Source organism: Saccharospirillum impatiens DSM 12546 (genome assembly GCF_000423605.1).
In the GTDB taxonomy this organism is placed as follows: Bacteria; Pseudomonadota; Gammaproteobacteria; order Pseudomonadales; family Natronospirillaceae; genus Saccharospirillum; species Saccharospirillum impatiens.
In genome coordinates, this window is sequence record NZ_AUIH01000087.1 from 768 (window position 1) to 7,179 (window position 6,412).

The following is a 6,412-nucleotide window of genomic DNA, read 5'->3' on the forward strand; positions in this document are numbered from 1 at the left end:
TGGTCTGCTCTATAAGCCAAGCGACTGCTATCCGGTGACCATTGGAAATCGACAACATCACTATTGGCCGACACCAGCGGGCCAGATACTGCGACATTGTCGCTAGCATTCGGCAAAACACTATAAAGCTCTCGTACACCAGCTGTGTCTTGGTCTGCTCTATAAGCCAAGCGACTGCTATCCGGTGACCATTGGAAATCGACAACATCACTATTGGCCGACACCAGCGGGCCAGATACTGCGACATTGTCGCTAGCATTCGGCAAAACACTATAAAGCTCTCGTACACCAGCTGTGTCTTGGTCTGCTCTATAAGCCAAGCGACTGCTATCCGGTGACCATTGGAAATCGACAACATCACTATTGGCCGACACCAGCGGGCCAGATACTGCGACATTGTCGCTAGCATTCGGCAAAACACTATAAAGCTCTCGTACACCAGCTGTGTCTTGGTCTGCTCTATAAGCCAAGCGACTGCTATCCGGTGACCATTGGAAATCGACAACATCACTATTGGCCGACACCAGCGGGCCAGATACTTTTACCTTACCCGCACCATCTGCCAACGAACTGTAGAGTTCGTCTACCTTATTTGTTGTCTGGTCTGCTCGATAAGCCAGCCGACTGCTATCCGGTGACCATTGGAAATCAGATTGAACATTACCACCGGCCACCAGCGTGCCAGATACTGTGACATTGTCGCCCCCTGCCGCCAACGAGCTGTAGAGTTCGAATACACCAACTGCATCCTGGTCTGCTCTATAAGCCAATCGACTACTATCCGGTGACCATTGGAAATCAGGTAGAACATCACCACCGGCCACCAGCGGGCCAGATACTTTGATATTGTCGCTAGCATCCGGCAAAACACTATAGAGTTCGTCTACACCATCTGTATCCTGGATTGCTCGATAAGCCAGCCGACTGCTATCCGGTGACCATTGGAAATCAGATAGAACTGCACCACCGGCCACCAGCGGGCCAGATACTTTGACATTGTCGCTAGCATCCGGCAAAACACTATAGAGTTCGTCTACACCATCTGTCTCCTGGTCTGCTCTATAAGCCAGCCGACTGCTATCCGGTGACCATTGGAAATCAGTTTGAACATTACCACCGGCCACCAGCGTGCCAGATACTGTGACATTGTCGCCCCCTGCCGCCAACGAGCTGTAGAGTTCGAATACACCATCTGCATCCTGGTCTGCTCGATAAGCCAGCCGACTGCTATCCGGTGACCATTGGAAATTAAATAGAACATCACCACCGGCCACTAGCGGGCCAGATACTTTTGCATTACCGGTACCATCCGCCAGTACACTGTAGAGTTCGATTACACCATCTGTATCCTGGTCTGCTCTATAAGCCAAGCGACTGCTATCCGGTGACCATTGGAAATCAGATAGAACTGCACCACCGGCCACCAGCGGGCCAGATACTTTAACGGGCGCACTCCCGTCAACCAGGCTAATGACAAACAACTCCTCTTCACCCTGCGTTTCTAAATCCCCCCACACGGCCACTCTGGTTTTATCGGGTGAGACTGCAAACCCCTCAACATCGCCTGAACTCGACCTGGGCCCAATCAATTTACTGACCGTGGCCGAGTCTTTCGATGTCATGAATAGCTCACGCATGCCGTCCACATTGGCGTCGGCGCTGTAGACCAGCCCATCGAAGGCGGATAATGACAGTCCGCACAAAAATTCAGTCGATGTGACTTCCACTGTTTGCAGTACAGAATCATCGTTATTATCAATACCCGATTGAATGCGTGTGCCGCCAAACTGGCAATTAGTTCCGACGGGTTCCACACTGGTCTCTATCAAACTGATTAATCCGTTAGTACCGTTAGTACCGTTAGTACCGTTAGTACCGTTAGTACCGTTAGTACCATCAGAACCACCCCCACCACATGCCACCAGGCCCAAAGTTACCAGCCCGATCAGACCAAAACGGGCGAGGGTGACGGGGCGGGAAAATGGGCCGAACAGATTAAAAGGGCTGACGGGTTGGGACGACAAACTGACGGGCAACTGATTCATGACGCAGGGTCCTTTCGGTTGATAGCGGAGTATCTATATTTCACCTTAATTGATCGGGCTCTTCTCCGGTCCTATGAGTGAAAAAAAGATGCCGACCCCCAATTACCTGCTGAAATATAAGGCTTCTAACAACTTTATATAGAGCAGGTATATGGGCATCGGAATCCCGAGTCATATTTTGGGCCTCAAAGGCCAGCGCGTCAATAAGATGAAACTGGACGAGGAGGCCCAACAGCTTGTCATTCACTGCAGCCGGGACAGGCGTAGAAACGCCATAGACTCGGTTACCGGCAAGCAGGTGGCGACGGGTAATCGCATCCACAGCGCTGAACGGCTCGTCCATCAGCAGCAGATGCGGATGAACCGCCAGTGCTCTGGCGATGCCGACGCGCTGCACCTGACCGCCAGATAACTGGTGCGGCCAGCGATCAGCCAGATCCTCCATGCGCGTCAGTTCCAACACTTCATCAACACGCGCCCTTTTCTCCTGTGCGCTCAGCTTTAACCCCTTGAGTCCATATGCCACATTGCCACGCAAACGACGCCAGGGCATCAGTCGACCATCTTGGAATACGATACCTCGGCGCCGACGGGCGTCATCGTGCGGCACATACAGTACGATTTCACCATCACTGGGTTCTGTAAGGCTGGCCACACAACGCATTAGTGTTGATTTGCCGACGCCGGAGCCCCCCACTACGGCGATAAACTCGCCTGACCTCACCTCCAGATCAATCTCGGCAAATACGGGTTGATCGCTGTTGTCATAGTGGTAGCTGAGGTTCTCTATCTTTAGGATGGGCGCCATTGAAGGACTCGCTTCTCGACCTGCGCAAAAAAGGTATCGCTGAGGGTGTAAACCAGCGAAATGATCAACATGTACACCACAACCGCCTCATAGGCACCAATCCCGGCAGCGGAGTTCATCTCTTGTCCCATGCCGGGTACTCCAAGCAATTCAGCTGCGATCAACGTCATCCAGGCTTGACCAATGCCAGTACGAATGCCGGAGAAAATTCCCGGAGCGGCTGCCGGTAACGTAACCTGCAACGCCTGACGCAGAAATCCATTCTGACCGAAGGCACGGGACAGTTCGTAGTATTTCGGGTCGACATTACGGACGGCAGAATAGCTGGCGAAGTAGTTCACCCAGAACACGCCGATGGCGATAACAAATGCAGCACCGGCATGGCTGACCTTGAACCAGGCGATAGCGAATACCACCCAGGCCAGCGGCGGAATGGGTCTCAGGATACGCGCCAGCCAGCCGTGCAGAGCATCCATCAGTGACGAGGATGCGGCCACTGTGCCAACCAGGAAACCAAGCAGCGTACCCAGCGCGAGGCCCCATACATAATGGATCAGACTAGATAGGAGCGCTGGCAGTAAACGATCGGAGGTCCACTCGTCTGCAAGTGCACCGGCCAACATGAATGGATCGGGTATGGTACCAGCAGCAGCCCAACCAGAGACTTGCGCATACTTCCAAAAGCCAACGAAAGCCAACACACCTCCCAGCCCAAGAAGTCCTCGCCCCCAGCTGGAGCGAGTCAGCGGATGCACCTGTTGTGACATCGGTCCGGTTTACTCCTGCATCAGTTCGTCGTAAAAACTGGTGTCGAAAAGACTGCTCAGATCCACCTCAACGTCTAAGCCGAGCTCGGTCTGAAAATCGCGCATGGTACGGGTACCGTCGATGATTGAATTGGGATCAGCTTGGAACTGGGCGCTGGAACGTTCCAGTGCCTGAAGCACAATTGCCGCTGGCAATCGTCCACCGCCAACGTATTTGCCCACAGCAGCTGCCACATCGGATGGTGTTTCACGTAACTGTCCGGTGGACTCGATATGGGCTTTGACCAGCGTTCTGACCAGCGCCGGCCGATCGGTGATCAAGCTCTCACGCACTACCAACACCGCACCCGGTTGATTCGGAAACATGTCCGAGCCCGATACAATCACCCGGGCCTCTCTATTTCGGTCCAGCACGATGCTGACAATCGGCTCAAGAATTGCGGCGCCATCGACTGCGTCAGTCATCAGCGACTGCTGCACCTGAGCCGCCCCCTGATAGATAATATCGATATTGTCCGCAATTTCCTGCGCGCTCAGTCCCAACTGCTTGCGTAGCCAGTACTGAAGCACTGTTTCAGGGACAGAACCCTGAGGGAAGGTCGAGATGACCGACTTGCGACCTTTATCGGCCTTGAATCGTTCGAATGCGGTGGCAGCGTCTCCGTTGGCGAAATAGGGCGTCAGCTCTCCCAGCGTGACCATGCTGATCTGTTCAACTATGTTGGCGGCAACTACCTTGATATCGGCTCCCTTAGCTCGGGCCACCATTGCCGGCCCTATGCCCAGGTAGGCCACGTCCAGCTGACCGGCCAGCAGTGCCTGCACTATGGCAGGACCGTTTTGGAATTTGATCAAATCCGGGTCAGTGATCCCTGCTTTGGCGAGGCTGTCGCTTTCCAGCAGTACAAAAGCCTGAGACACAGGGATAATAGGCATGTAGCCGATCTCCAGGGACTCATTCGCTAAGGTGAAACCGCTCCAACTGAGCAGTACAGCAAAGATCGGAGTAAGGACGCGTCGCATAGTCGGACTCTAAAGGCATTAGGAATAGAAGCCCAATGGTATATAAATAAAACAAAGTAAAAAGGTCGAATTAATACTATTTTGGAATATGGATAGTGATGGATGTACGCCTTGAGGAGCCTCCAGACGATGTACCGGCAACGCGCTGACATTGCAGACGTTGCCTTATTGACTCCGGGTAAACCGAGGTAACCTACCCCTAACACCCCGGCGACATAGGCGATGATGGCTACAGCAAGACCTTCTGCGATGCGGGCCCCAGTGGAGGCGCTCGTAGCTTGGCGGCTGAAGCGTCTGGCCTGCCTAAGCTCTATGCACGGTTGATACTCAATCACAGCGATGGCGAAAGAGATGTGACTGGTGAAGTCTATGTTCAGTATTCCTATGATTTCGAAAAGAAGCGTGCTGCTGAGGTTTGGGTATTCATACTTGATCAACAGATTGTTTCCTGTGAATCGCCGAAAGACATTCCAAGTCTTGATGAGCTTAGGGAGCGAGTGAAACAATCAGGGCTGATTTAAAATGACTATAATAATGACCTTTAGATATACTAACGACTATCAAAATATACTTTTATCTTGACTAGAAGTGCCTGCACTGCTAGTTTTGATTAGTATTATGGTCATTAGATTTTTAATGGCTAGTGAAATAGACTTTTGGAGCCTTATTCGCCATGACTAAACAGCGCACTTATTCAAAATACGCTCAAGAGGCCGCCCTTTTGATGGGGGAGCAGATCAAGCTCGGGCGCAAACAGCGCAAATGGACAGAGCAAAATCTAGCTGACCGCACAGGTATATCCAGAGCCACACTTCAAAAAATAGAAAATGGCGATATGAGCTGTGCGATAGGTCTTGTCTTCGAAGTGGCAACATTGGTCGGCATCAATTTGTTTGAGCAAGATAAGCTTTCACTGACAAAACAGATCGAGCATATAAAAGACAAAGTAGCCCTGCTCCCTCAACGGATCAAAACGAAGACGAAGGTAATCGACGATGACTTCTAATGAAAATTACTCTGAAGCCTTTGTTTGGATATGGCTTCCTGATGAAACGCAGCCTGTTGTCGCAGGTAAGTTAGAGGTTGATGATGGCGGCGGCATACAGTTTAACTACGGTAAAAGCTACTTGGAGAGGGTGAATGATGTAAATCCCGCAATCCCTATCTATGAGCCAGAGTTACCGCTTAAAGCCGGAGTGGCCCCTTTGCAGGAGGGGTTAAGCATGTATGGCTGCATTCGTGATGCTGCGCCAGATGCGTGGGGGCGGCGCGTTATCATCAATAAAAAATTAGGGCTTAAAGGTGTCGGCACCGATACCGCTGATTTAAGCGAGCTTGCCTATCTTTTGGAGTCAGGCTCGGATCGTATTGGTGCATTGGATTTCCAGCATTCGCGATCTGAATATATCCTTCGTTCAGTTAATAATGTGGGCTCTTCGTAAAACTCTGTGGAACCCTATGGCAGCATATCCAGCTTCCCACAGTGAAACAGTATGCTCGTTCTAAAGCCTTCGAAAGAACGATAACCTCGAGCATTGGACTTTACCGTCTGAATCTTTGAGTTTAATCCCTCGGCGACGGCATTGCTGATCCGGTGATCGAAGTAATTCAACAAGCCATTTTTATGCGCTTTTAGCATTCTGGCCACTTTCTTGATGGGCTCCAAACGGCAACGAATAGCCCAGCTGTACCACTTCTCAAAATAGCGTTTCGCCCAACCTTTACTGTGGTAGTCCCAAAAGGGTCGGAAATGTTCTTTGATAGCCCAT

General features: G+C 51.5%; 8 protein-coding genes. 3 read left to right on the top strand and 5 right to left on the bottom strand.

Annotated features, from left to right (window positions below):
• The 4 genes from G565_RS27800 to G565_RS0119770 form a co-directional block, all read right to left on the bottom strand.
• The coding region (locus G565_RS27800) for a TolB family protein (protein WP_211227231.1) at window positions 1-2,045 on the bottom strand (2,045 nt) is incomplete at its 3' end.
• Window positions 2,046-2,085: 40 nt separating this feature from the next.
• Complete coding sequence (locus G565_RS25100; RefSeq protein ID WP_051208312.1) at window positions 2,086-2,853, bottom strand: ABC transporter ATP-binding protein; 768 nt, start codon at window positions 2,851-2,853, stop codon at window positions 2,086-2,088.
• Window positions 2,838-3,620, bottom strand: a complete 783-nt coding sequence (locus G565_RS0119765) for an ABC transporter permease (protein WP_084649483.1) — start codon at window positions 3,618-3,620, stop codon at window positions 2,838-2,840. Before G565_RS0119765 ends, G565_RS25100 begins: the two co-directional genes overlap by 16 nt.
• 9 nt (window positions 3,621-3,629) lie before the next feature.
• Complete coding sequence (locus tag G565_RS0119770; RefSeq protein ID WP_028672373.1) at window positions 3,630-4,643, bottom strand: ABC transporter substrate-binding protein; 1,014 nt, start codon at window positions 4,641-4,643, stop codon at window positions 3,630-3,632.
• 278 nt (window positions 4,644-4,921) lie between these two features.
• Between G565_RS0119770 and G565_RS0119775 the strand changes: the two genes are divergently transcribed.
• The 3 genes from G565_RS0119775 (at window position 4,922) to G565_RS0119785 (ending at window position 6,085) form a co-directional block, all read left to right on the top strand.
• The gene (locus G565_RS0119775; RefSeq protein WP_028672374.1) at window positions 4,922-5,164 is read left to right on the top strand and encodes a hypothetical protein; all 243 of its coding nucleotides are present in this window, start codon (window positions 4,922-4,924) and stop codon (window positions 5,162-5,164) included.
• Window positions 5,165-5,316: 152 nt separating this feature from the next.
• Complete coding sequence (locus G565_RS0119780) at window positions 5,317-5,649, top strand: helix-turn-helix transcriptional regulator (RefSeq protein WP_028672375.1); 333 nt, start codon at window positions 5,317-5,319, stop codon at window positions 5,647-5,649.
• Window positions 5,639-6,085: a HipA N-terminal domain-containing protein gene (locus G565_RS0119785; protein WP_028672376.1), complete on the top strand. Its 447-nt coding sequence runs from the start codon at window positions 5,639-5,641 to the stop codon at window positions 6,083-6,085. The genes G565_RS0119780 and G565_RS0119785 overlap by 11 nt, the downstream gene beginning before the upstream one ends.
• Before the next feature lie 14 nt (window positions 6,086-6,099).
• On the opposite strand, the gene G565_RS0119790 is transcribed toward G565_RS0119785, so the two are convergent.
• Window positions 6,100-6,412 (bottom strand): transposase (locus G565_RS0119790; RefSeq protein ID WP_028672000.1); only part of this gene is annotated, 313 nt, incomplete at its 5' end.